Here is a 21,819-nt window from a genome sequence, read left to right as displayed (position 1 = left end):
GTGAAACGGGCCCGCAGTCGTGTGCAACGAACAGCGGGCCCGTTTTTTTTCCTGTTTGTTGCAAGGGCTGAGGCGTCAGCCATAGCGCGCCGACCCCAGCTTGATATGACTCACAAAACGGTGCGCCGTGCAGTTAGCCAGCTCTCATTTTGGCGAGTTGGCCGCGTGAGGCGATAGCATGTTATGCCACTATTGGCTTCTTACTCCCGATCCTGGAGACAATAGTGCCCATCAATAACAAGATTATTCTGCCACTGCTGCTGAGCCTCACCATCCTGCTGATCCCGACCCACTGGATCCCGCTGGAGGGGATCACCGTCATCGAGCAGCGGGTCGTGGCCATTTTCGTGCTGGCCGCTCTCTGCTGGATCCTGGAGCCCATCCCTATCTTTGCTACCTCGGTGCTGATCATCGTGCTGGAGCTGCTGCTACTCTCCGACAAGGGGCTCTGGTTCATGACTGCCGACAAGGCTGAACCGGGGTTTGGTGAGCTGCTCAAGTCCACCGAGGTGATGGCGACCTTTGCCTCGCCGGTCATCATGCTGTTTCTCGGTGGTTTTTTCCTCGCCATTGCGGCGACCAAGTACCATCTGGACGTCAATCTGGCGCGGGTGCTGCTGCGCCCGTTCGGTCAGGATCCCCGGATCGTCATGCTGGGGCTGATGTTGATCACCGCCACCTTCTCCATGTTTATGAGCAATACCGCCACCACCGCCATGATGCTGGCCATCCTTACCCCGGTGCTGGCGGCGTTTCCCGACAAGGACCCGGCCAAAATCGGCTTTGTGCTGGCCATTCCGCTGGCGGCCAACCTCGGCGGGATCGGCACTCCCATCGGCACTCCGCCCAACGCAGTGGCCCTCAAATACCTGACCGGCGAGCATGCCATCTCGTTCGGTCAGTGGATGGGATTTGCGGTGCCCTTTGTGGTATTGCTGTTGCTGCTTGGCTGGTTCCTGCTGGGGCGCTTCTTCCCGAGCACCCTCAAGCGGATGGATCTCAAGATTGAGGGGCGCTTTATGCAGACCCCTCGCGCCTGGGTGGTCTACCTCACCTTTATCACCACCATAGTGCTCTGGCTACTGGGGGATCTGCACGGCATGAGCTCCTACGTGGTCGCCATGATCCCGGTAGCTGTGTTCCTGACCACCGGCATCATCACCAAGGACGATCTGCACAAGATCTCCCTCGACGTGCTCTGGCTGGTCTCGGGCGGTATCGCGCTGGGGCTGGCGCTGGAGGACTCCGGGTTGGCCGAGCGGCTCATCACCCATATTCCGTTCCACGAATACTCCACGCTGGCGGTGCTCATTGGTGCCTGTCTGCTGGCGGTGGTGATGGCCAACTTTATGTCCAACACCGCAACCGCCAATCTGTTGCTGCCACTGGTGGCGGCACTGGCAGTCAGCATGCCGGAGCTGGCAGAGTGGGGCGGCAGCCACACCTTGATCCTGGCCGTCACTATTTCGGTTTCGCTCGGGATGTCGCTGCCCATCAGTACCCCGCCCAATGCGCTGGCCCACGCCACCGGTCTGGTGGAGAGTCACCAGATGGTGCGCATCGGTGTCATCATGGGGTTGGTCGGCACCCTGCTGGCGATGGTATGGATCTACCAGATTGCCGCCTGGGGGCTGATCTGAGCGTACGGCCGGTTTCTCATCTGTTGCCTGCTCCATCATCGGAGAAGTGCCATGGCAGGTGATGACCAAAACAGAAAGAGGAGCCAACTTGGCTCCTCTTTCTGTTTGCAGTTGACTCAGAAACTGGCGCCCAGATTGAGCAGGTGCCTGAATTCGGTCTCTTTGTACTTTTGCTCGAGACCGACGAAATGGACTTCGCCATCTTCCCACTCCATCTCGCTCGACCAGGAGAGGCGCAGGTGGTCGTTGAAGTAGTAGCGCAGGCCCACGCTGCCGGTCACATCTCGATTCAGAGTGATATAGGGTGAGGGTTGATCCAGATAGAGCAGATAGCGCCCCTGACTGAACAGCTCCAGTTTTTCCCGCCATATCGGGATGGGTTGGCGATAATCCCAGTTCATGCTGGCAAAGGGATAGTCGATGATCCGGTTGCCTTTGAAGAGCAACCCAATCCCGCTCTCTTCCCTGAAGTAGGCCTTGCGCAGACCCCCCTGCGCTACGAACTCCAGCCGACGGCGCTTTTCGTTCCAGAAGCGGTAACCCGGCCCGGTACCATAGTCGAGGCTGAGGTAGTTGCTCTCCAGCATGTCATATTCGGCATTGAGCGAGCTGCGCACAAACCACTGTTGATCGAAAAAGTAGTCAATGGTCGGGTTCAGCTTGTAGTCGTGGTTATCGGTGACGCTGTCAGACGTTTCGTAGGAGTACTCTCCGGAGAGGCTGTAGCGCCAGTCCAGATTGGCCAACTCGGTCTTGCCCTTGAAGTTGACGTTGTTGGTGTGCTTGTCCTTGTGTTTGAGCTTGATGTTGAGATCGCCACTACCGGTCCAGAGCCAGGCCTTGCGTTCATCCTGCTCATCCTTGAACAGGGTGAATCCACCTTTGGCGGTCGCCTTGGGTTTATCCTGATGCTCTAGTCGCCAGCGCTTGATGGCATCCCGCTTGACGGTAACGGCACCGGTATAGGGCAAAGAGATGCGTACCGACTCATCGCCAATCTCTTCGATGGTACCGGTCAGACGATCGCCATTGTTCATCCAGAGAATGTCTTTTGCCCACAGGGGGTGGCAGACCACCATGAGCATGAGAAGCAGGTATTTCATGAGGTAAGGTGACTCCGGTGCGACTCGGGCGCTGGTGACTTAGCCACTGACAAGCTGGCTGCTGATGGGGCGGGGCAGGCCGTTTTTGCTCTCCAGTGCCGCCGTCACCTCATCCTGCATCACGTCAGGTGCACTGATAAAGCTCTCTATGGCCGGAGATAGCACCAGCGGGGCGCCATTTTCAAGCTCATCTTCGGTGCGGGAGAGCGGGGAGTGTACCTCCAGCCAGCGCCGACCATCCGGTTCGATGGCTACCTTGACCGGTTGATTGATGACCCGCACCGACGTGCCAATCGGCACAATCTTGAACAGGGCCTCAATATCGTCAGGTCGCAGCCGGATGCAGCCTGCACTCACCCGCAGGCCAACGCCAAAATCCTTGTTGGTGCCGTGGATCAGGTAGTCGCGTTTGCCATAACCAAGGCGCATGGCGAACTTGCCAAGGGGATTCTCCGGGCCGGGGGGCACCACGGCGGGCAGGGTGATCCCTTTTTGCTCCAGCCAGGATTTGCGCACCATGGGGCCGGGTACCCAGGTCGGGTTGGGATTCTTCTCGATGACGGTGGTGGTCATCTCGGGTGTTTCGCGGCCGATATCGCCAATCCCGATGGGCAGCACGATGACCTCATTCTTCCCTTTGGGGAAGTAGTAGAGGCGCAGTTCGGGCAGATTGATGACGATCCCTTCGCGAGGCACATCAGGCAGCAGCATCTGGGTGGGCAGCGTTAAGCGGGTACCCGGCTTGGGTAAATAGGGATCTACACCCGGATTTGCCTCAAGCAGCGCCAAAAATCCAATTTGTGTATTTTTGCCAACCAGCTCCAGATGCTCATTCTGCTGGATGATGTAATCCTCCAGCTCACCGATGAGGCGACTCCCGGCTGGTGGCAGCGGGTAGCGTTTGGCCTCTGCCGGCGCCGCGCAGAGCAGGATCGCTGCCAGCAGCATGGAAAGGGCGGGCGTTAAGGGTAGGGGCTTGAGTTTCGGCAATCGCATAAGAAGATCCATCAGTTCAATCGGGGCGGAACATCATCAACACAGCCGCCAGAATGGCGCGATTGTTCCTCAATCAGCCCATGATTACCAGCTTGCCGCGCACTCGCAATGATGTGGGGATACATAGGAAACCTGCGAAAATCGGCATCACCCATAAATTTGAGCGCCAAGCAGGAAAAAGAGACGCCTCATGGCAATGGGTGAATATCACGATATGGATAATGGCCGGGTGTGCGAGCGGGTGGATACAGGGCCATACAAGAGTGGCCTCGCAACGCGAACAGCACGCGCCGCATTGTGAGCCTGCTCCCAGATAGCTGATTCAGCCATTTGATATCTAAGAAATTTTTATTGCATCCTCGGCCCAGCTTGGGTAAAACTCTCTCCCCACGGAGAGATGCCGGAGTGGCCGAACGGGATTGACTCGAAATCAATTGTGGCAGCAATGCCACCCAGGGTTCGAATCCCTGTCTCTCCGCCACATACCAAGCCCAACCTGTTTCGCAGGTTGGGCTTTTTCTTTTGGTGATGTGCTGAGGGACTATCCAGCCGCCTGTGTATCTGTGGTCATCGAGCCGGAGCCATGCTGTTGGATGTTCGCCGTGCCTGCCAGGAGTGCAGACGCTGCTGCGCCCCGATGATGAAGACAAAAAAGACCGGTACGAAGAAGATGGCCAGCAGGGTGCCGCTGATCATGCCGCCAAACACGCCGGTGCCAATGGCGTGCTGGGTCTCCGCGCTGGCGCCACTGGCGAGCATCAGCGGCACCACCCCGAGGGTGAAGGCCAGCGAGGTCATCAGAATGGGGCGCAGGCGCAGGCGGGCAGCAGTGACAGCTGCATCAAGCAGCGAGCGTCCTTCACTGTGCAACTGGCGCGCAAACTCCACGATGAGGATGGCATTCTTGGCCGATAGACCGATGATGGTGATCATGCCTACTTTAAAGAAGACGTCGTTGGGCATGCCGCGCAGCATCACGGCCGCGACGGCACCGAGCAGGCCCAGAGGCACCACCAGCATCACCGAGAGCGGGATCGACCAGCTTTCATAGAGTGCCGCCAGCACCAGGAAGACCACCAGCGCCGACAGCAGCATCAGCAGGGGGGCCTGCTCGGCCGACTGGCGCTCTTGCAACGACTGTCCCGTCCAGGCCAATGCGAAGCCTGGCGGCAATTGCGCCACCAGACGCTCCATCTCCGCCATCGCCGCTCCGCTGGAGATGCCGGGCGCTGCCCCTCCGGCAATACGCACGGCAGGGAAGCCATCGAAGCGCATCATCTGTTGCGGCGATTCGCGCCATTCCGGTGTCACCACCTCCCGCAAGGGGACCATGCCGCCGCTGGCATTGCGCACCCGCAGGCCGAGCACGTCATCGAGCTGCATGCGCGCCGATGCGTCGGCCTGCAGAATGACCTGCTGCATGTGCCCACCGTTGGGGAAGTCGTTGACGTAGAGCGACCCCATTGCGGCCGACAGGGTACTGCTTACGCTGGCGAACGAGAGTCCCATGGCTTCAGCCTTCTGTCGGTTGATCTCGAGGTGAATGCTCTCGCCGGGAGGCAGATTGTCGGGATACACATCACTGACTACCTGGCTTTTGGCGGCCAGTTCCAGCAGTTGGGCCTGAGCGGCCAGCAGCGCGGCTTCCCCCCTATTGGCCCTGTCTTGCAGGAACAGGGTGAAGCCGGAGGCGGTGCCCAGCTCGTCGATGGCGGGCGGCAGCAGACTCATTACCGTGCCTTCAGGAATGTTTGCCATAGCCGCTTGTGCCAGCTCTGCCTCTTCGGCTGCCGTGGCGCCATGACGCTGATCCCAATCTTTGAGCATGGTGAAGGCCATGGCGGCATTGGGGCCTGCGCCGGAGAAGCTGAAGCCCTGCACCACCAGGTTGGTGTCCAGCACCTCGCGAGAGGCGACGTGAGCTTCGAAGGCCTTGACCACCTCAAGAGTACGCTCGCTGGTGGCGCCGGTTGGCAACTGGATGGAGGTCATGAAGTAGCCCTGATCCTCGTCCGGCAGGAAAGAGGAGGGCAGCTGGGCGGCGGCGATGGCCAGCACGGCGCAGAGGGCGGCAAAGGTTGCCATCATCCGTCCGCTGCGCCCGACCAGCCGGGTTACCCGCGCACCGTAACCCGCCGTGAACCGCTCGAAACCCCGGTTGAAGGTACCGAAAAAGCCGCGCTTTTCATGATGATCCGGACTGACCGGACGCAGCAAGGTGGCGCAGAGCGCAGGCGTCAGGGTCAGGGCGAGGAAGGCCGAAATGAGGATCGACACCGCCATCGACAGGGTGAACTGCTGGTAGATGACCCCCACCGAGCCGCTGCCAAACGCCATGGGGAGGAACACCGCCGTGAGCACCAAGGTGATGCCGATCACCGCTCCGGTGATCTCCTTCATGGCTTGCGACGTCGCCTCCCGGGGCGACAGCCCACGGGTGGCCATCAGGCGCTCGACGTTCTCCACCACCACGATGGCGTCGTCGACTATGATGCCGATGGCCAGCACCATGCCGAACATGGTGAGGGAGTTGATCGAAAAACCGGCCAGCAGCATCACCGCGAAGGTGCCAAGCAGAGCGATGGGGGCGACGATGGCCGGGATCAGGGTGTAGCGCAGGTTCTGCAGGAAGAGAAACATCACCAGAAACACCAGCACCATGGCTTCCAGCAGGGTGTGGATCACCTTTTCGATGGAGACCTTGACGAAGGGGGCCGAGTCAAACGGGATCGAATAGGCCATGCCTGCCGGCAGGGTGGGAGCGAGCTGGGCGAGACGGGTGCGCACCGCATCTGCGGTACGCACGGCGTTGGCGCCGAGGGAGAGCTGGATGGCGGCGCTGGTGGCGGCCACGCCGTTCTCCCGGTTGGAAAAGGCGTAGGATTGCGCCCCCAGCTCGACCCGGGCGACATCACCCAGCACCAGCTTGGCGCCATCACCACCGGCTCGCAGCACGATGGCGGCGAATGCCTCGGGGGTCGTCAGCTGCCCTTGAACCGTGAGGGGAACCGTCAGGCGTTGCCCCGGCAGGGCGGGTTCATCACCGAGGCGTCCCGGTGCAATCTGGATGTTCTGCTGCTCGATGGCCTGCGCCACCTCGCCGATGGTCAGCCCGTAGGCGGCGAGTTTGGCCGGATCGACCCAGATGCGCATGGCCTGCTCGGCGCCAAACAGCTGCACTCGTCCTACCCCGTCGATACGGCGCAGCTCCTGCACAATATTGCGTGCCATGTAGTCGTTGAGGGCAACCTCATCGAAGCGGCCATCCGGTGAGGTCATGCCGACCATCATCAGAAAGCCGGATGAGGCGGACTCCACCTGCAGGCCGGTTTGCCGCACCGCTTGTGGCAAGCGAGGTTCGACCGCCTTGATGCGGTTTTGCACGTCCATCTGGGCCAGCTCCGGATCGGTGCCCGGCTTGAAGGTAGCAGTGATCTGCGCGCTGCCCGAGGCGTCCACCGAGGACTCGAAGTAGAGCAGGCTCTTCACTCCCGACAGCTCGCGCTCGATAAGGCTCACCACCGCATCGTTCAGGGTCTGCGGCGTGGCGCCCGGATAGGTGGCATAGAGGGTCACCGACACCGGCGCCACCGAGGGATAGCGGGAGATGGGGAGCTTGGGGATGGCGATGACCCCTGCCAGCACGATGAACAGGGCGATCACCCAGGCAAACACCGGGCGATGGATAAAAAACTGCGGCATGGATAACTCTCCGATTCAGCGAATGCCACCGTCAGCCGGTTGGCTGACGGCGGGTGGTTGCCAGGGGGAAGCTGTGACCTGAACCCCCGGTGTCAGACGGTCGATCCCTTCGATCACCACCTGTTGCCCGGCACTGAGCCCGGACGCGATGCGGTACTGGTTATTCACCAGTTCAGCGGTGTTGACCGGAACCAGCTGTGCCAGCCCCTGGCCATCCACCACCCACACGCTGGTCTGACCCGAGGTGTGAACTACCGCCTGCTGGGGCACGGTCAGGGCGTTGGCATAGCGGGCACGGGGGATGCGCGCCTGCACATAGAGGCCGGGCAACAGGCGCCGCTCAGGGTTATCCACCAGCACCCGCAGCAGCACGTCGCCGGTTCCGGCATCGACCTCGATACCGGAGAAGAGGATGTGCCCCTGCATCCCCAGCGGTGTGCCATTGCTGCCGAGGATCTCCACCGCCAGTTCCGGTGCCGTTGAGCCAGCCTGCTGGCGCATGGATTCCAGCGCCGAGGCCGGTTGACGCACATCGACGTAGACCTTATCAATCTGCTGGATCCTGGCCATGGGGGTGGCATCGGTGGGCGACACCAGGGCCCCTTCACTCACCAGCGCCTGATCGATGCGCCCAGAGATGGGGGCCTCCACGCTGGCAAATTGCAGGTTCAGCTGGTGCCGGGCCAGGGTCGCCCTGGCCTGGGCCACATCGGCGGCCGCCTGATCCCGCTGGGAGACCGCATCGTCATAGGTCTGGCGGCTGATGGCGTCGGTGCGCAGCAGCGGCTTCAGGCGGTCAATCTGGATGCGGGCGCGGGCCAGCACGGCCTCAGCCCGTTGCAATGCGGCGGCGGCGCTGTCGACATCGGCCTTGAAGGGGGCCGGGTTTATCTGGAACAGCACTGTGCCTGAGCTGATCTCGGCGCCCTGCTCGAACAGGCGGCGCTGTACGATGCCGCTAATCTGGGCGCGAATGTCGGCGCTGCGCAGTGCCGCCACCCGGGCGGGCAGATCCTCGCTGATGACCAGCTCCCGACCAGTCAGAGTCAGCACCGACACCTGAGGAGGGGCGGGTGCCTCCTGCTCTTGCGGCGCGACATCGCAACCCGCCAACCCGAATGCGGCAATGACGGCGAGCAGGGCGCCCGCATACCGCTGTTTTACAAACATCATCCACTCACCTCGTTAAACCGTCTCTCCGGTGTGATGTGGCCGGAGAGTGCATCGAGCGGCCATTATGGCGAGGGGCTATTGCGAATGATTCGAGGCTTTGTGGAGAATCCATGGAGGCGATGATAAAGTTCAACGCCACCTTTTTTCGAGTCCGACTATGTCCCATCTCAATGCTTCCGCCAGCCCGGCGGGCCAGTCACTGGTTCTGATTGCAGAGGATGAAGCCGAGATCGCCGACATCCTCGCCGCTTACCTGCAACGTCATGGCTTGCGCTCCCTGCACGCCGCCGATGGCCGTGAAGCGCTGGCTATGCATCAGGCATTCAAACCCGATCTCCTGCTGCTGGATGTGCAGATGCCGCAACTGGATGGCTGGCAGGTGCTCAGCGAGATCCGGGCGCGCGGCGACACGCCGGTGATCATGCTGACCGCCCTCGATCAGGATCTCGACAAGCTGATGGGGCTGCGCATGGGGGCGGATGACTACGTGGTCAAACCCTTCAATCCGGCCGAAGTGGTGGCGCGAGTGCAGGCCGTGCTCAGGCGCACCCGAGCCGTAAAGCCTGCCACGGCGAACGTGTTGCGGGTCGGCCAGTTTCAGATCGATCTGGAGAGCCACGAGGCCAGCATTTTCCGCGATGACCAGCAGCAGGTGCTGGAGCTGACCCTGACCGAGTTCAAGTTGCTCGCCTCTTTGATGCGGGCGCCGAAACGGGTGTTCAGCCGCGCCGAACTGCTGACTCACTGCTTGCCGGAGGGGGATACCCAGGAGCGTACGGTGGATAGCCACATCAGCAAGTTGCGCAAAAAACTGGAGGCACACGGCATTCAGGGGGTCCCCGTCAGTGTCTGGGGCGTTGGCTATCGCTTCGGGGGCGATGCATGAAATCGGCGCCCGGCCTTCGCAGGCAGATCATCCGCTCTCTGGGCCTGATGACGCTTGGTATCATCTCCCTCGCGGTGATCGGCACCTATGTGTTTTATGGCATTGCCGTGGCGTTTGTGCCGGGCAGCATCTCCGAGACCTGGGTGCCCTCCAGAGTCGAGATGTTATGGATCGGCTCTACCATTCTCATTGCATTGGGGATGGCGCTGTACGTGGCGGTGCGCCTCTCTCGCCGCATCCTGACTCCCCTCAACTCGGTGGCAACCAGCCTGCGCGAGGTGGCCGAGGGCAAACTCGATGCCCGTGTGCCGGAGGATGAGCAGGCGATCGGGGAGACGGCGCAACTGGTGCGCGACTTCAACGCCATGGCCGAGCGGCTGCAGAGCATGACCCGCGAGCGGGAGTTCTGGAATGCCGCCATCGCCCACGAGTTGCGCACTCCGGTGACCATTTTGCGCGGCCGTTTGCAGGGGCTGGCCGAAGGGGTATTTCCTCCCAGCAGCGAACTCTTCGAGGGATTGCTGCGCCAGGTGGAGGGGCTCAATCACCTGATCGAGGATTTGCGGGTATTGAGCCTCAACGACAGCGGTCATCTGGAGTTGCAGCGGGCCGAGGTCAGGCTGGCCGACGAGCTTGCCGTGGTGCTTGAGGCGTTTGCCAGCCCTCTGGCGGCGAGCGGATTTGTGTTGCAGCGGGAGCTCGATAGCGAACTTCATGTCTGCTGCGATCTGTTTCGTATCCGTCAGGCTCTGATGGCGCTGTTGGAAAATGCCCAGAAGCACGCGCTGCCGGGCCTGCTGACCGTGCGGCTGTATCGCTCGGAGAGTGTGTGCGTCCTGAGTGTGGAAGATGAGGGGCCAGGCATCAGCGAGGAGATCGCCGCCTGTATCTTCGATGCGTTTCGTCGCGGAGATCCGTCACGCTCGCGCAAGAGCGGCGGCAGCGGACTTGGGCTCGCCGTGGTCAAGGCGATTGCCGAGGCCCACGGCGGCAGCGCGGTTTGCCAATCTACCGGACGGGGAGGGAGCCGATTCGTGCTCTCCTGGCCCATCTCGGCCATGTCCGGTTGCCCTGAAACCTAGCCTGCGGGCGGCAGGTTCTGATGAAGCTATACAGCTGACAGCTGCCCGCACAGGGGCGTTCGACAAGCGACCGTTATAGGGTTTTCTACTGCTTGTGCCGGGTGAGCAGGAGGGATTTGGACATGGCTCATTTGGCGCGAAATCATGGTTTTTTGCCGCTAAAAATTGAAACCGTTTTCAGAAATCCTTTTCAACTGTGATCCGCTTCAAAGCTTTTTCGGGCGCCAACCTCTAGCATTGGCTCCACGAATTAGGGGCTAGCGCTCCCGATTTTCCCGCTGTGGGAGGTAACCGGATGATCCGGCTATTTCCTTCGTTACTTTCGACGGTCATCATGGATGGCCGTTTTTTTTTTGAGTTATTTCACGGTAAAGGGTCGAGCCGCTGGCGCTTTACCGTTAAAATTCCGCTTTTGCACTTGCCCGTGAGTCTTGATGTCTGCGTCCACCCTCTCTTCGGATAGTTATGCCCTGCTCGCCACCCTGCAATTGCAGCGCGTTGCCAGTACCCGTTTGCTGCAAGAACAACTGGCGATAGGCCATGCCCTGATCGATAAACTGACCCGACTGCAGGATGTGGGGCTAGTCAGATTGCGCGGGGAGCAGCAGTGGAGCCTGACCGCCGAAGGGACGCTGGCGCTGATTCTGGGAGTGCGTGCCGGTCTCTGCCCGGCGCCGGACTGGAGCCGGGTGCCCTCATTGACCGGGCAGGATCTCACCCATGCGGTGGTGCGCGAGCTCTGTCGCGGCAAAGCGGGGGAGATCCCCACCTATTTCTCGGCCAGCGATCTGCTGGCCCTGCTCGATACCCCGGACGCTCACCAGTTGCTGGCGGGCTCCAGCCCCGCCTGGCAGCAAATGTTGCTGGAGCACTTCTCGCTGCAACTCTTGCTCGATGCCCCCTATGAAGAGCGCTGGCCGCTGGCCAATGCGCTGGTGCGCTGCGCCCCCGAGGTGCAGGCCCGCGCCAAAGCGTTCGAGGCGGAGTGGCGCTGGCTCTGCGGGGATGGCGAGAGCACATCGCCAACCGGCGAGGACCAGGATGCCGCCCCCGGCTGGCCAGCCCTGCAGGCGCTGGCCCAGCAGAGCCAGAGCGGCCCGCTTGGCGAGCGACTGCTCACCGCGCTGGGCCAGTGGCAGGCAACCGATGAGGGCGAGGCGGGCCAGTGGCCCCGTTCATTCAGCGCCCTGCTCTGGCTTGGCTGGTTGCAGCAGGCCGATCCCGTCATCGCCAGCGAACAGCGCAAGAAGTGGCAGCGCAGCCTGACTGGCCAGTTCCCCCTGCTTGCCGACCTGCTCAGCCAGTGGGCGGGCGATCGCCACGGTCAGGCGGTCGGCCTGTTCGATACCCTGCAGTTGCCGGTGGAGGAGCTCCACTGGGGCTATCTCTGGCTCGATCTCTGCGCGCTGGCCCGTCACGGTGCCCAGAGCCCGCAGGTGGCCATGTTGCACAAGTGGGATCTCTCCCATCTGCTCGATGCCGAACCCCATCATCGCCTGATGGCCTTTTGTCAGGATCTGCTGCGCATCTTGTTGGGCGAGGTGGCCAAAGGGGCACCCCTGTGCCAACTGCGCGGTAGTGAGGAGAGTGCGCAAGAGGGCAGTGACGAGCAGGATGATGACGGGGACGAGGACAAAACCGCGGCCTCTGCCAGCTGGCTCAACTGGTTGCAGGGGCTGGGACGCTCCAGTGGCGTGCGCAAGCCGCAGGAGCGGTTGGTGTGGCTGCTCCATGCCGACGGCCCCGAGCTGGAGTGCAAGATCCAGAAGCTGAGTACCAAGGGGGAGTGGACCGCCGGTCGCCGGGTCGATCCGGCCCTGCTCTCTACCCAGTATGCCGCCATGCTCGACGAGCATGACTGGGCGCTGGTCCGCACCCTGCCACGGGTGATGGGACGACTGCCGCGGGATGTCTGGGCGCCGCTGGCCGATCACCCCCGTTTGTTCAACGCCAAGGGGCAAAAGCTGCAACTGGCCATCAGCGCCCCCCTGCTGCAGGTGGTGGCCACCGAACAGGGGATGAGTGCGCAGCTCTGCCCCGATGCGGCCGCCCGCGGGGCCCATATCATGCCGCTGGCGCAGGACCTGTGGCAGCTCATCCTCACCCCGCAGCCGCTGCTCGACCGCTTGCCAGCGCTCGAATCCATCCCGCTGCTGCCCGCCGAGGGGCTGGCCGAGCTGCAACGCACCCTGGACGCCATTCCCGAGTTGCCCTGGCACAGTCAGGTTGCGGGGCTTAGCGGCAACGCCGAACTGGCTCCCTGGCCGGGCATTCCTTCGGTGCAACTGGATTGGCAGGATGGTCAGCTGTCGGTCAAGCTGGTGACCCGTTTTGAGGATCTGCCGCCCCAGCCCCTTGGCAAGGGGGAGGCGATCGTGCGGCAGGGGATCAAGGCGTACCACTACTGGCAGCGGGATCTCGGGGCCGAGAAGGGGCAGGCCCAGTTGCTGCGCAATCAATTGCCCATCGGCCTGCCCGGCAGCGAGTGGCTGCTGCAGGGGGAGCAGGCGCTGGCGCTGGTCAATGCCCTGCCCGAGCTGGTGGATGCCGGTGTGGTCATTCACTGGCATCAGGACAGCGCTCGCCTCAAGAGCCTTGATGAAGCGGCTTTGAGCCTGCGCATCGAGCGGCGGCAGGACTGGTTCCAGGTCGAAGGGGCACTGGCGCTTGATGAGCACCAGATCCTCGATCTGCGCCTTATTCTGCGCCAGATGACCCCGGGCCAGCGCACCGTTCAGCTCGACGAGAAGACCAGCCTGATGCTGAGCGACAAGCTGGTGGAGCGGCTCACCATGCTGGGGGCCATGCTCGATGAAGAGCAGCGCATCAACAACAAGCTGGCCTATCCCCTGACTCGCCTGCTCTCGGTCATTACCACCGAAGGGGATGCTGCGTGGCAATCCCTTCAGCAGGAGTGGCAGCAGGAGGTCGATTGCCCGGACGAGCTGCTTACCTCCCTGCGGGACTATCAGAAAGAGGGGGTGCGCTGGATGGCGACCCTGGCCCATCACGGTTTTGGTGCCTGTCTGGCCGATGACATGGGTCTGGGCAAGACGCTGCAGGCGCTTATCGTGCTGCGGATGCGCCAGCACCTTGGCCCTGCGCTGGTGGTGGTGCCCAAGTCAGTGGTCACCAACTGGCAGGAGGAGGTGACCCGTTTTGCCCCCGAACTGGATGTGGTGGTGTTCGAGAACCCGGCCGAGCGGGAGGGGATTATTCGCGAGGCCAAGGCCGGTCAGGTGATCCTCATCAACTACGGCATGCTTGGCAGCCTGGCGGAGGCGCTCAAGTCCCGCCGTTGGTCTTCCATGGTGCTAGATGAGGCGCAGCAGATCAAAAACGCCGGTACCCAGCGTGCCAAGCTGCTGTTCCAGCTCGACGGCGATTTTCGCCTCGCCCTCTCCGGCACTCCCATCGAGAACCATCTGGGGGAGCTGTGGAGCCTTTTTACCTTTATCAACCCGGGGCTGCTCGGCAGCCTTGGCGAGTTCAAGCGTCGTTTTGGCAAGGCGGTCAAGGATCCCCAGCACATGGCGCTGCTGCGGGCGGTGATCAGCCCCTTTATCCTGCGTCGTCTCAAGCAGCAGGTGTTGACCGAGCTGCCGGACAAGACCGAGATCATTCACCACATCAGCCTCTCCCCCGAGGAGCGTCAGCTCTACGAGGCGACCCGGCGTGAAGTGGTGCAGCAGGTGCAAAGCGCCGATGGCCGCGCCCTGATGCATGTGCTGAGTGGCCTGACCCGGCTGCGCCGTCTCTGCTGCTCGCCGGAGCTGGTGATGCCCGAGTGGTCGCAGACCAGCAGCAAGCTGGATGAGGCGATGGCCCTGCTGGAAGAGGCGATCGACGGCGGTCATCGGGTGCTGGTGTTCAGCCAGTTCGTCGATCTGCTGAGTCTGTTGCGGGCCCGTATCGAGCAGAAGTCCTGGGACTACTGCTATCTGGATGGGGGCTGCTCTGCCAAGTCCCGTCAGGACTCCATCCTGCGTTTTCGTCATGAGGCGGTGCCGCTGTTCCTCATCAGCCTCAAGGCAGGGGGGACCGGCCTCAACCTCACCCAGGCCGATACCGTGCTGCACCTCGATCCCTGGTGGAACCCGGCGGTGGAAGATCAGGCGAGCGATCGGGCGCACCGGATGGGCCAGACCCAGCCGGTGACCGTGTACCGGCTGGTGTGCGAGCAGACGGTGGAGGAGAAGATCGTCGCTCTGCACGACGAGAAGCGGGCGCTGGCCGATGGCCTGCTGAGTGGCCAGTCCGAGGTGCGCGGGCTGGATGTGGAGAGCCTGCGGGCCCTGCTGATGGGCTGATTGGCGACGCCGCCTTCCATACCGCCTATCGATACAGACAAGGGGAGAACATCCAGGATGTTCTCCCCTTTCTTATTTGGGGTGCTGATGCGGGATACTTCGTTTATCGCGGCAAGGCGGCCCAGCTATTCCTGATCCAGTCACCCCTGATAGAGATAGAGGTGCAGCCGCTCGATGATGGGTTCACCGCCAATCTTGCGATCCCGCCGCGCCTGCCGGCTCTTGGGGGGATAGTTGCCCAGATGAGTGACCGCGGGCGGGGTATCGGAGCAGAGCAGCAGAGGCAGGCTCGCCTTGATCTGCTGCTTGCGCGGGGTGCGCTCCAGCCAGAGCAGGTTGATCATCGGGTGGGTCTTGACCGGGCGGCGGATCCGCAGCTCGGCATCGGCAGGTAGGCGGCGAATGTCGTACACCTCCTGATCCACCATCTTGCTCCACTCCTCGTTGTTGGAGAGGGCCGGTATGTAGCGGCGGCTGCGCTCCAGCATCTCAAGCACCTGCTCGCGACTGAGGCGATTGATGGTCTGCTTGTCGGCCCAGGTAAAGCCGAGGGATTGCAGCTCCCCCGCCAGCAGGGTCAGTTTGCGGTAGACCTGCAGAGTGATCACCCCGGGCAGGGCGGTATGTACCAGCTCGAACTTCTCGTCCCGTCCCCCCGCCTGCTGCACCAGCGCTTTGAAATCGAGTTTGTGCTGGTTGATTTGGTCGATCAGCGGTTGCAGCAAGGGGGCTGTGGCGGCAGGAAAGCGCAACCAGCCGGGCAGCCGATGAGTCGCCTTGGTGGAGCAGCCGGGGCGGGCGCTGTGGTCCCGATAGGCGGCGAGAGTGGCCGCCAGCGCGGCTTCACCGTTGAGATAGCCCACCTCAATTTGCTCGATCGGGTCGTGCTCTTCCCCCTGTGCAACCGGGGGGAGGGGATAGACATGAGCCTCCTGCAGCTCGAGCTGGCCAAGCAGATCGGCCAGCTGGTTGAGAGAGGCTTCAATGGCGGCCATCTGTTGGCGCAGGGCGGCGGTCGGGGTAAAGGTATCCATCGATGATCCTGTGGTCTGACCCGCTGTTGACGACATCAGGTATGACATCGCTGCGGGTAGCAAAAACACTGTATAAATAAACATACCAGCATGCTGTTAGAGTGCCAAGAGGCACTTTGAGTAGGGGGCAATGTGCGCCTCTGAATGGGGATGCGGTGCTGGTTTTATTTATGTTTCATTGTGTTAAATAAAGATCGTCACAAGATCATTAAATTAACAACAATGTGTAACTCCGCTGTTGCCAGTTGTTCACACCTTGTCCATCCCTGCATATGTAAAGCAGTAAAATGCATATATAGATGGGTGCCATGCAGCACAATATGCTGCGGGCCGTTGATGGTCGAATGGTGATTTAATTATTCTTTATAAATCAAACAATTAAAATTGTATCAGTCAGCTTTTTACTATTAGTTTTCCTAATGTAACGTATCAAAATTCGTCAATTGAGTCGGTCTGACTCCCTGACTAAGCTTTGCGCATCAAATAAAGCCCAGTGCGTAAACAAATATTCAGAGGAGCCACATCATGGCCAACATGACTTATACCGAAACCGGTTACCAGCATTCCAGCCAATTGAATCTGGTTGCTCGCGTTAAAATGACCGTTCTGACCTGGCTGGAGCGCAGCCGCAGCCGTCGCCAGCTCTCCGAGCTGCCCGAGTACCTGCTCAAAGACATCGGCCTGAACGAAGCTGACCGTTATCAAGAGACCACCAAGCCGTTCTGGCGTGGTTGATCAGCCGGGCATGGATGCCTTGTTTTTCTGCTGAGTCGTTTGCTGTTCTGCCCCTGTGGGGACCAGCCGCCTGGTCTGTCATTGTCTGTTTTATCCTCCCCCCGTTTCCCCCCGTTATTTATTGATCCTTTTTCCTATCCTCTTTATTCCATATCGCTACTGTCATTGCTGTCATCGTTCGATTGTTATCACACTTGTATCGTTAATGTTTGAATTTGTTTAAAAAACGATTTTAAGCCGCGATGCCTTGCGTATAATCCGGCCATAGTATTCCAGAGCGAGAGGGTGAGACGGATGATTCCCCAGCACGATTTTTTGGCCTTGACCCGCAGCCATGAGTGGCAGCTTGAGCCCTTTGAATTTGCCCTGCCCGATGGTGCGCGGGTCAGCGTCTGGGATACGGGCGTGCTCTGTCTGGAGCCTGCTAGTGGCACGGACGACCAGCCGGGAGGACGCAAGGATATCGTCCTCTCCTGCGGCATCCACGGCAACGAGACCGCTCCCATCGAGATCTGCAACCAGCTGCTGAGTCGTCTGCTCTCAGGCGAGCTGAGCGCCCGCCATCGGGTGCTGTTCCTGTTTGGCAATCCGGCGGCGATGAATCTGGGGCTGCGGGAGGTGGAGGAGAACATGAACCGGCTCTTCTCCGGAGCACACAGCAAGGGGGAGGGGCTCTGCAATCGGGAGCGGATCCGCGCCATGCGCCTCGAGCAGTTTGTGAGCCGCTTCTTTGCCGATCCGGCTCGTCCCCGCTACCACTACGACCTGCACACCGCCATTCGCGGCTCGCGCCACGAGAAGTTTGCCGTCTACCCCTTTCCCCATGAGCGGCCCCACTGCCGCGAGCAGGTGCAGTTCCTCGGCGCCTGCGGGGTGCGCACCATTCTGCTCTCCGCCAGCCCGACTACGACCTTCAGCTACTACAGCTCCCGCCAGCATGGTGCCCACGCCTTTACGGTGGAGTTGGGCAAGGTGCGCCCGTTTGGCGAGAACGATATGACCCGCTTTATCGAAACCCGCCAAGCGCTGCAGGAGCTGGTCACTCAGGATGAGGTGGCGCTGGAGCCGTGGCGGGCGGATGATTTCACCCTGTTTGCCATCGATCGGGTGATCACCAAAAAATCGGCGGACTTTCGCTTCCTGTTCGCCAGCGATGTGGACAACTTCACCGAATTCCCCCAAGGTTTCGTGCTGGCCGAGGATGGTGAGCTGCGTTACACAGTCGAGAAGCCGCGTGAGGCGGTGGTCTTCCCCAATGCCAACGTGGCGATCGGTCAGCGCACCGTGCTGATGGTGGTGCCGACAAGGCTCTGGGAATAGCGGTGATAGTTTTGCCTGCAGAGCGGTGATGCATCCGCAGGTGGCGCCAAGCCATTGTTTTAGTCGGCGGTTCAGACACTGCAGCGGTTAGCCGCAGTAATAAAAAACGGGGCCAGTCAGATGACTGGCCCCGTTTTTTATCGGGTTCAAGCGGTGAGGCTTAGCTGTTGTTCTTCACAAACAGGGTCAGCTCCTGACCGGGCTTGAGGTAATCCCCTTTATCCAGCTGATTCCAGCGCATCACATCGTTGATGGCCACCTGGAAGCGAGCCGCGATGGAGGAGATGGAGTCGCCACGGCGAACCTGATACACCATCGATTTGTCGCTCTTCTTCCCTTGCTTGGGATAGACCACCAGCTTCATGCCTGGTTTGAGCGCCGACTTGGCATTCAGACCGTTCCACCTGGCGAGCTCTTCGTGGGAGACGCCGTGTGCCTGGCTGATGCTCCACAGGTTGTCACCCGAGCGCACCTTGTAACTGACTTTGGCCTTCTGGCTGCTGCCACGGCTTGCCAGCTGTTGCGGTTTGCTGGCGGAGCTGGCCTTGCTGCTGACCTGACCGTGGGTCGGGATCACCAGTTGCTGACCGCGACGCAGGTTGTTGCTGCGCAGATTGTTGGCCAGCTTCAGCTCGTTCACGCTGACGCCATGATTCTGGGCGATGCGCGACAGGGTATCGCCACTGGTGACCTGATAGGAGCGGGTACGAATACGCTCGCTCTTGGGCAGATCGGCCAGTGCCAGCTCCAGGGTATCGGCATATTCTACCGGTACCAGCAGGCGGTAAGGGCCACGGGGCGACATCACGCCACGGCTCAGGGCCGGATTGACCTCCTTGAGCTGTGACGTGCGCAGACCTGCCAGTTGGGCGGCCACATTCAGATCGATCTGACTGCCGGTCTCCACCACTCGCAGCTTCGGCTCGTTGGCGAGCACCGGCAACTGGATATTGTACTTGTCCGCATTGCTGATCATGTCAGCCATGGCGAGGATCTTGGGCACATACATCCGGGTTTCGCGGGGCAGATCGAGCGACCAGTAGTCGGTCGGCTTGCCTGCGCGCTGGTTACGCTGGATGGCGTTGCGCACCCGTCCTTCACCGGCATTGTAGGCGGCCAGCGTTTGCAGCCAGTCACCGTCAAAGAAGCGGTTCAGGTACTCCAGATAGTCGAGCGCCGCATTGGTGGAGGCCAGCACATCGCGCCGTCCGTCATACCAGTTGTCGTGGCGCAGACCGAAGTTTCTGCCTGTCGCTGGCACAAACTGCCAGAGTCCGACGGCATTGCTGCGGGATCGGGCATGGGGATCAAACATGCTTTCGATCATCGGGACAGTAATAAGCTCCATTGGCAGCTCACGCCGTTCAATCTCCTCTACCATCAGATAGAGGTAGGGTTCAGCCCGGCTGGCAATGGTCGCCAGATGCTTATCATTGCGCAACAGCCACTCACGTTGCTGGCGGATGCGCGGGTTGTCCGGAGTTTCCAGTTGCATATCATCGCTGATACGCACCCACAGATTGTCCGTCTCTTCCATTTCGTCCAGCTGTTCATCGCCAAACAGGAAATGGGAAGAGTGTTTTTTATGCGCTTTTTTCTTGACCTGGGGGGACTTGATCGGCTCGATTGCCGTTAGCGCCCGGTCATCCTGATGGCTCAGGTTTTGGCAGCCGCTGAGCAACAGCGCTGCCAATAAGGCCGTTCGTACCTTCATCTCGTTCCGGTCATTTTTAGGAAAAACAGCTCGCATCATAAGGGGCAATGGCCCCCTGATCAAGGTTTGTTCAAAAAACGTCCTTCCACTGACGCAGGATGGTGAAGGTATCTACCGGATTTTCCACGCATTTTAGTCCATGTTTTTCAGCAGAAAATTTCACTGAATCCTGTTCGCAGCGCAGAAAAATGTTGAAAGTGCGTTCGTCACCCAGCCGGGTTGGCAGGCTTGGCAGTCCTTGTTGCCGCAGTTTGCTGATCAGCCCGATCTGGCGGCGGATCGCCGGGTTGTCCGGCTCGACCGCATAGGCAAAACGCAGGTTGGAGAGGGTGTACTCGTGGGCACAATAAATGAGTGTCTCATCGGGCAGGGCGGCGAGTCGTTGCAGCGAGTGGTACATCTGCTCCGGCGTCCCTTCAAACAGGCGGCCACAACCGGCCGAGAAGAGGGTATCGCCACAAAACAGCATGCCGTTACCGTGGTAGGCGATGTGGCCGCGAGTGTGCCCGGGCACATGGATCACCTCGAGGGCGAGGCCGTGCCAGTTGATCTGATCGCCATCTTCCAGCCACTGACCGTGGTGATCCGGCATCGGGTCAAGTTTGGGGCCATAGAGCCGGGCGTGGGGGAAGTGGGCAAGCAGGTCGGTGACACCCCCGACATGGTCGTGATGGTGATGGGTCAGCAGGATGGCATCGAGCACCAGCCCCAATGCCTCGAGCCGCTCCAGCACGGGTGCGGCATCGCCCGGATCGACCACCAGACAGTGATTTTCGTGGCGGATCAACCAGATGTAGTTGTCATTAAAGGCTGGAACTGTGATCACTGGATACATGAGTCTGCTTCTCTTTAGGGAGGGTATCTTATATAACAGGATGGCGTTCGAAACCCCGAGTTGAGCCCTATTATGCAGGTGGCACGTACCGAACAACAAATCGAGATCCCGACCAGCTGGTCTGCATTGCCTATGGGGGACTGGGTGGCGGCCGAGATCCAGGAGCGGCTCGACAACTGGTGTCCCAATCTGTTTGGGTATCATCTGCTGAAAATTGGCGCTCTGAGCGCCGAACTCTCCTGCAAACGCTCCTCCATTCGTCACCAGATCGGTGTCGCCCCCGGCGGGCGGCTGCTCGACATGTATGGCGATCCCCTCGATCTGCCGGTGCGGACCGGCAGCGTCGATGCCTGCCTGCTGGCCCACTGCCTCGATTTCTCTGCCGATCCTCATCAGGTGTTGCGCGAAGCCGAAAGGGTGCTGACCGACGATGGCTGGCTGATCATCAGTGGTTATAACCCCATGAGTCTGGTCGGGATCGGTCACTGTGTGCCGTTCTTGCGGCGCAGAATGCCCTGGTCGGCACGGATGTTCACCCCGGGGCGGGTGACGGACTGGCTGCATCTGCTGGGATGCGAGGTGATGTTCGACGAGCGTTTCGGTTACTCGTTTATGGGGAAACAGAGCTGGCACAGTTGGTGGCGGGAGAGTATCGGGCGGGATTATTGCAGGGCATTTGCATCGGTATACGTGATTGCGGCCCGTAAACGGCGCTTTCCACTGATCCCGGTGCGGCGGCGCTGGCAACTGCCAAAGTCCCTCGCCACACCGGGAATGGCCCGTCAGGGCTGGTAGCCGGTATCCTCGGCCAGATCCTTGCCGCAGGCGGCCTCTCTGGCCAGCTCGTCGCACCGTTCGTTCTCCGGGTGGCCGGAGTGACCCTTCACCCAGAGCCACTCAATCTGGTGGCGACCCACTTCCGCATCCAGCTCCTTCCAGAGATCGACGTTTTTGACCGGTTGCCGGTTGGCGGTCATCCACCCTTTCTTCTTCCAGCCGATGATCCACTGGGTGATCCCCTGGCGGACATACTGGCTGTCGGTAGTGAGGCGCACCTTGCACGGTTCGTTGAGGGTACGCAGCCCCATGATGGCGGCCATCAGCTCCATCCGGTTATTGGTGGTCAACTTGAATCCGGCGGAAATCTCTTTGCGGTGCTTGCCGTAGACCATCACGGCCCCGTAACCACCCGGGCCCGGATTGCCGAGGCAGGAGCCGTCGGTATAGACATCAATCTGTTTTAACATGAGCAATCAATCTGTTTTAACATGAGGCTTGGGGTAAACTAG

The 21,819-nt window shown here is 60.8% G+C and carries 15 protein-coding genes and 1 tRNA gene; 8 read left to right on the top strand and 8 right to left on the bottom strand.

The window, feature by feature from the left end:
- Positions 1 to 224 precede the first annotated feature (224 nt).
- On the top strand, positions 225 to 1,640 hold the full coding sequence (locus AB5Y99_RS03890) for a DASS family sodium-coupled anion symporter (protein ID WP_005334328.1): 1,416 nt from the start codon (positions 225 to 227) through the stop codon (positions 1,638 to 1,640).
- A 116-nt stretch (positions 1,641 to 1,756) separates the two neighbouring features.
- On the opposite strand, the gene AB5Y99_RS03885 is transcribed toward AB5Y99_RS03890, so the two are convergent.
- Positions 1,757 to 2,743, bottom strand: a complete 987-nt coding sequence (locus tag AB5Y99_RS03885; RefSeq protein WP_368208746.1) for a DUF481 domain-containing protein — start codon at positions 2,741 to 2,743, stop codon at positions 1,757 to 1,759.
- Between the two features lie 39 nt (positions 2,744 to 2,782).
- Positions 2,783 to 3,691, bottom strand: a complete 909-nt coding sequence (locus AB5Y99_RS03880) for a L,D-transpeptidase family protein (protein WP_368208873.1) — start codon at positions 3,689 to 3,691, stop codon at positions 2,783 to 2,785.
- Between the two features lie 439 nt (positions 3,692 to 4,130).
- On the opposite strand from AB5Y99_RS03880, the gene AB5Y99_RS03875 reads away from it, so the two are divergent.
- Positions 4,131 to 4,220, top strand: a tRNA-Ser gene (locus AB5Y99_RS03875).
- A gap of 86 nt (positions 4,221 to 4,306) precedes the next feature.
- Here the strand turns inward: AB5Y99_RS03875 and AB5Y99_RS03870 are convergent.
- The gene (locus AB5Y99_RS03870) at positions 4,307 to 7,441 is read right to left on the bottom strand and encodes a multidrug efflux RND transporter permease subunit (RefSeq protein WP_368208745.1); all 3,135 of its coding nucleotides are present in this window, start codon (positions 7,439 to 7,441) and stop codon (positions 4,307 to 4,309) included.
- A 15-nt stretch (positions 7,442 to 7,456) separates the two neighbouring features.
- The gene (locus tag AB5Y99_RS03865; RefSeq protein ID WP_368208744.1) at positions 7,457 to 8,614 is read right to left on the bottom strand and encodes an efflux RND transporter periplasmic adaptor subunit; all 1,158 of its coding nucleotides are present in this window, start codon (positions 8,612 to 8,614) and stop codon (positions 7,457 to 7,459) included.
- A gap of 157 nt (positions 8,615 to 8,771) precedes the next feature.
- Here AB5Y99_RS03865 and AB5Y99_RS03860 point away from each other — a divergent pair, with 157 nt between their 5' ends.
- From AB5Y99_RS03860 to AB5Y99_RS03850, 3 genes are all read left to right on the top strand, one after another.
- Positions 8,772 to 9,500: a response regulator gene (locus AB5Y99_RS03860; protein WP_368208742.1), complete on the top strand. Its 729-nt coding sequence runs from the start codon at positions 8,772 to 8,774 to the stop codon at positions 9,498 to 9,500.
- Positions 9,497 to 10,582 (top strand): ATP-binding protein, encoded by a 1,086-nt coding sequence (locus AB5Y99_RS03855; RefSeq protein WP_368208741.1) that lies wholly within the window; start codon positions 9,497 to 9,499, stop codon positions 10,580 to 10,582. The genes AB5Y99_RS03860 and AB5Y99_RS03855 overlap by 4 nt, the downstream gene beginning before the upstream one ends.
- A 434-nt stretch (positions 10,583 to 11,016) precedes the next feature.
- Positions 11,017 to 14,892, top strand: a complete 3,876-nt coding sequence (locus AB5Y99_RS03850; RefSeq protein WP_368208739.1) for an SNF2-related protein — start codon at positions 11,017 to 11,019, stop codon at positions 14,890 to 14,892.
- Between the two features lie 140 nt (positions 14,893 to 15,032).
- On the opposite strand, the gene AB5Y99_RS03845 is transcribed toward AB5Y99_RS03850, so the two are convergent.
- A complete protein-coding gene (locus AB5Y99_RS03845; protein ID WP_201950213.1) occupies positions 15,033 to 15,926 on the bottom strand; it encodes a DNA replication terminus site-binding protein in 894 nt (297 codons plus the stop codon).
- 525 nt (positions 15,927 to 16,451) lie between these two features.
- On the opposite strand from AB5Y99_RS03845, the gene AB5Y99_RS03840 reads away from it, so the two are divergent.
- Positions 16,452 to 16,661 carry a DUF1127 domain-containing protein gene (locus AB5Y99_RS03840; RefSeq protein WP_005337823.1) on the top strand — a complete coding sequence of 70 codons (210 nt, stop codon included), beginning with the start codon at positions 16,452 to 16,454 and terminating at the stop codon, positions 16,659 to 16,661.
- Positions 16,662 to 16,955: 294 nt separating this feature from the next.
- Complete coding sequence (gene astE / locus AB5Y99_RS03835; protein WP_201950215.1) at positions 16,956 to 17,981, top strand: succinylglutamate desuccinylase; 1,026 nt, start codon at positions 16,956 to 16,958, stop codon at positions 17,979 to 17,981.
- A gap of 160 nt (positions 17,982 to 18,141) precedes the next feature.
- Here astE and AB5Y99_RS03830 read toward each other — a convergent pair whose 3' ends face one another.
- Both AB5Y99_RS03830 and gloB read right to left on the bottom strand, forming a co-directional pair.
- Complete coding sequence (locus tag AB5Y99_RS03830; RefSeq protein ID WP_323891352.1) at positions 18,142 to 19,695, bottom strand: LysM peptidoglycan-binding domain-containing protein; 1,554 nt, start codon at positions 19,693 to 19,695, stop codon at positions 18,142 to 18,144.
- A gap of 70 nt (positions 19,696 to 19,765) precedes the next feature.
- Complete coding sequence (gloB, locus tag AB5Y99_RS03825; RefSeq protein ID WP_005337817.1) at positions 19,766 to 20,530, bottom strand: hydroxyacylglutathione hydrolase; 765 nt, start codon at positions 20,528 to 20,530, stop codon at positions 19,766 to 19,768.
- A 72-nt stretch (positions 20,531 to 20,602) separates the two neighbouring features.
- Here gloB and AB5Y99_RS03820 point away from each other — a divergent pair, with 72 nt between their 5' ends.
- Positions 20,603 to 21,325, top strand: coding sequence for a methyltransferase domain-containing protein (locus tag AB5Y99_RS03820; protein ID WP_033138893.1), 723 nt, complete (start codon positions 20,603 to 20,605; stop codon positions 21,323 to 21,325).
- On the opposite strand, the gene rnhA is transcribed toward AB5Y99_RS03820, so the two are convergent.
- Positions 21,313 to 21,777, bottom strand: a complete 465-nt coding sequence (rnhA, locus tag AB5Y99_RS03815) for a ribonuclease HI (protein ID WP_005353268.1) — start codon at positions 21,775 to 21,777, stop codon at positions 21,313 to 21,315. The genes AB5Y99_RS03820 and rnhA overlap by 13 nt on opposite strands.
- Positions 21,778 to 21,819: the final 42 nt, after the last annotated feature.

This window comes from Aeromonas sp. R4-2, assembly GCF_040908295.1.
Lineage (GTDB): Bacteria > Pseudomonadota > Gammaproteobacteria > Enterobacterales > Aeromonadaceae > Aeromonas > Aeromonas veronii.
This window is presented reverse-complemented; position numbering and strand designations above follow the sequence as displayed.